The following is a 3403-nucleotide window of genomic DNA, read 5'->3' as shown; positions in this document are numbered from 1 at the left end:
CTACGAAGGCGTGCCCAAGCGCAACGGCACCGTCACACTGCTGGCCAGCAGCGGCACGGCCAGCACCACGCCGGCCATCGGCGAGCACTTCTACTACGCCAAGATCACGCAGAACGACGGCAAGATGCTGTGGACAGCGCCCGTCTGGGTCACGCAGTCCAACGGGCCGGTGGACACCACGCCGCCGACCGCGACGGCCAGCGAGAGCGGCACGTCCGGCACCGTCACGCTGTCGGCCACGGCGAGCGACAACATCGGCGTGGCGCGCGTGGACTTCGTCGTTGATGGCACGGTGAAGGGCAGCGACAGCAGCGCGCCCTATTCGCTGTCGCTGGACTCGACGACGCTCACAAACGGCAGCCACAGCCTGGTCGCCCGCGCCTACGACGCCGCCGGCAACTCGGGCGCCTCGTCGGCCGTCAACTTCAGCATCAGCAATGCCAGCGCGGCGCTGAACGAGACCGAGTCCAACGGCACCATCGCCACCGCCAACGTCGTCACCAACCAGACGACGATCAGCGGCACCATGGCCACCACGAGCGACAAGGACTACTTCAAGGTCACGCTGGCCGCAGGCAAGACGCTGCGTGTCGACATGAGCTGCCCGGCGGCCTATGACTACGACATCTACTTGCACAACGCCAGTGGCACGACGCTGACCTCGTCAGAGAGCGCCACCTGCACCGAGTCCCTGAGCTACAAGAACACCGGCAGCTCGGCGCTGGCGGTCTACATCCGCGTGGGGGCCTACTCAGGCAGCAGCGGCACCCAGGGCTATACGCTGRCGCTGAGCTACCCCTGATGGCGCTGGCTTGGGGCCATCCCGGAGACGCCGGGGGCGGTACTCTGCCTAAGATCGTGCGCACACATCCTGGAGACAAGCCCATGCGCACGACCTTGATTGCCCTGGCGGCCCTGCTGGCCGCCGGCACCGCCGCTGCCGATTACCCCGACAAGCCCGTCACCCTGATCGTGCCGTTCGCAGCCGGCGGCCCGACCGACAAGGTCGCCCGCGACCTCGCCGAAGCGTTGCGCAAGCCCCTGGGTGCCACCATCATTGTCGAGAACGTCGGCGGTGTAGGCGGTACGCTGGGCGCCAACAAGGTGGCCAAGGCCGCGCCGGATGGCTACACGCTGCTGCTGCACCACATCGGCATCGCCAGCGCGACGGCCCTCTACCGCACGCTGCCCTACAAGACGCTGGAAGACTTCGAATACCTGGGCATGGTCAACGAGGTGCCGATGACGCTGATCGGCCGCCCCAATCTGCCGGCGGCCAACTATGCCGAACTGGCCAAGTGGCTGGAGTCCAACAAGGGCAACATCAACCTCGCCCACGCCGGGGTCGGCTCGGCCTCGCATCTGTGCGGCCTGCTGTATCAGTCGGCCATCAAGATCGACATGACGACCGTGCCCTACAAGGGCACCGCACCGGCCATGAATGACCTGCTCGGCGGCCAGGTCGACATCATGTGCGAYCAGACCACCAACACCACCGGACAGATCGAGGCCGGCAAGGTCAAGGCCTATGCGGTGATGTCGGCCAAGCGCCTGCCCAGCGGCCCGCTGGCCAAGCTGCCGACGGCCGACGAGTCAGGGCTGAAAGGCTTCAACCTGGCCGTCTGGCACGGCATGTATGCACCCAAGGGCACGCCCAAGGCCGTCATCGACAAGGTCAACACGGCGCTGCGCGCAGCCCTGAAGGACGCCGACTTCCACAAGCGCCAGGAGGCCCTGGGTGCGGTCATCATCAGTGACGCGCGCCTTGCGCCGGCAGAGCACAAGAAGTTTGTCGAGGCCGAGATCAACAAACTCACCCCGGTCATCAAGGCGGCAGGGATCTACGCCGACTGAAATGGAGCCCCTCGTCTGGTCTCGCCATGCTGAACGCAGGCGAGTCCAGCCGGTCCCCCTGGGGGACGGCGATGCTTGCCGGATTGACCAGCAAGCACATCGCCAAAGGCGGGCCTGCTTGGGAGCGGCCCGGCGCTCGGCCCGCAAGCCAGCAAGCAAGCGTTGTTTCGAACGTCGGCCGGGGCGGCGCTCAGCCTTGTGTGCGGGCGTGCACGCCGCTTGGCCGTCAGTGGGGGTGGGCCTTTTCGCGCTTGTTCGCGTACATGCCCTGGTCACTGCGGCTGAGCACGGTGCGCAAGGTGTCGGTCGGCAGGACTTCGGCGAGCCCCAGGCTCACCGAGACCGACAGGCCGGCAGCGATGGCGCTCCAGGCATGGCGGGACACCGCGTCCGCGATCCGCTCGGTCAGCGCTTGGGCTGCCTGCGCGCCGGTATCGCGCAGGATGATGACGAACTCGTCGCCGGCCAGCCGCGCGGGAAAGTCCTTGTCGCGCACGCATCTTCGGATCTGCGCCGCGATGGCCCGCAGCACCGCGTCGCCCGCGTTGTGCGAATGGCCGTCGTTGATCTGCTTGAACTTGTCGACGTCGATCATGACGAGGCAGGCCGTGCTGCCCTGGGTGCGCACCTCCTCCAGCAGGCCTTGCAGCTGGAGTTCGAAATGGCGCCGGTTCGGCAGGCCGGTCAGGCCATCCTCGAGCGCCAGTTGCTGGAAGTGCGCGCGCCCGGCCTCGGAGGCGTGCAACTGCCGGGTCCGGCTGCGCAGTTCCAGTTGCCGCTCGACGTCGGCGACGCGGCCGCGCAGGCTGGCAGACCGGGCCAACTGCTCGCGCTCGGCCAGTTCGCGCAGGGCCTGCGCGGCTGCGGCGTGGTCGCCCGCGGTGGACGCCAGATAAGCCAACTGGCCCAGGCCAATGCTGACCAGCCCTTCATGGTTCTGCGCCAGGGCGATGCGAATCATCTGCTCGGCGTGATTGCGGGCCAACGGCAGGTCATCTTCGGCCAAGGCCAGTTCGGACCCGGCCCAAAGCACGAGGGCTTGCAGCCAGGGCCGGCGGGAAGATTCCACCGCCTCGCGCAGCCGGCGCACCTGCGCCGCGGCACCCACAAGGTCGGCCTGCCAGATCAGCAGCATGGCCTTGTTGAAGGCATGGGTGAGGGCGCTGCTGCTGCGGCTGCCAATGCCGATGCTGGCCAATGGCGCTGCATCGTGCAGCAGTTCGTCGCAACGGCGCAGGTGTTCGCGCAGCAGTTCCAGGCTGGTCGTGCCTGCCGTGGTGGCGCTGCGTGCGCTGAGCGTGCGCATGACCTCGGTGGACCCCAGGTCGGCATGCAGCACATAGGTGTCAACCGGGGGATCGCACTGGTAGGCCAACTCGATGGCGCGCTGTGAAGCCTCGCTGGCCTCGGCGTAGGAGCGGCCGATGAACATGGCGACACCCAGTGCGTGGTGGGCCACGACCTGCTCTACGCTGGCTCCGTCGCCCGACGTGCCGGCACACAGCTTGACCGCCAGCAGGGCGCAATCGACCGAGGTTTCGTAGTAGCC

General features: G+C 67.6%; 3 protein-coding genes. 2 read left to right on the top strand and 1 reads right to left on the bottom strand.

Annotated elements, in window-relative coordinates; genetic code table 11:
• Together AC1DU6_RS24325 and AC1DU6_RS24320 are read left to right on the top strand one after the other, a co-directional pair.
• The coding region (locus AC1DU6_RS24325) for an Ig-like domain-containing protein (RefSeq protein ID WP_477860205.1) at positions 1-802 on the top strand (802 nt) is incomplete at its 5' end.
• Between the two features lie 83 nt (positions 803-885).
• Positions 886-1854: a tripartite tricarboxylate transporter substrate-binding protein gene (locus tag AC1DU6_RS24320; protein ID WP_457324427.1), complete on the top strand. Its 969-nt coding sequence runs from the start codon at positions 886-888 to the stop codon at positions 1852-1854.
• Positions 1855-2080: 226 nt separating this feature from the next.
• Here AC1DU6_RS24320 and AC1DU6_RS24315 read toward each other — a convergent pair.
• Positions 2081-3403: GGDEF domain-containing protein (locus tag AC1DU6_RS24315; protein WP_477860203.1), on the bottom strand; the 1323-nt coding region annotated here is incomplete at its 5' end.

It is taken from the genome of Roseateles sp. P5_B10 (assembly GCF_056400485.1).
Note: the sequence above shows the minus strand (reverse complement) of the source record. Positions and strands in the feature narration are given on the sequence as shown.